Origin of the sequence: Streptomyces sp. P9(2023) (assembly GCF_032436795.1) — a bacterium.
Classification (GTDB): Bacteria; Actinomycetota; Actinomycetes; order Streptomycetales; family Streptomycetaceae; genus Streptomyces.
The window spans coordinates 1-230 of the sequence record NZ_JAUPWM010000903.1 but is presented as its reverse complement, the minus strand read 5'-3'; the positions used below and the strand labels follow the sequence as shown (position 1 = coordinate 230).

The window sequence follows — 230 nt, the reverse complement described above, 5'->3', positions numbered from 1 at the left end:
ATATAATCGTTATAGGCGACGACCCCTGTGATCTCTAATGACTTTGCTAATAGATTAGTCATAGCAAGTTCACCACCATCACTATTAGGATCTCCGTACTCAATATAGCCTCTGGGTAGCTCAATACTATGCTCTTTTAGCGCAGCTTGATAGCCTTGTAGACGTTCATCGGTATCTTCAATATCATGTGATGAAGCAATACAGGCAATTTTTCTATGGCCATGACGAAT

1 protein-coding gene is annotated in these 230 nt (G+C 40.4%); it reads right to left on the bottom strand.

Annotated features, from left to right (window positions below; all coding sequences use genetic code 11):
• The coding region (locus Q5762_RS39845) for a substrate-binding domain-containing protein (protein ID WP_315897203.1) at positions 1-230 on the bottom strand (230 nt) is incomplete at both ends.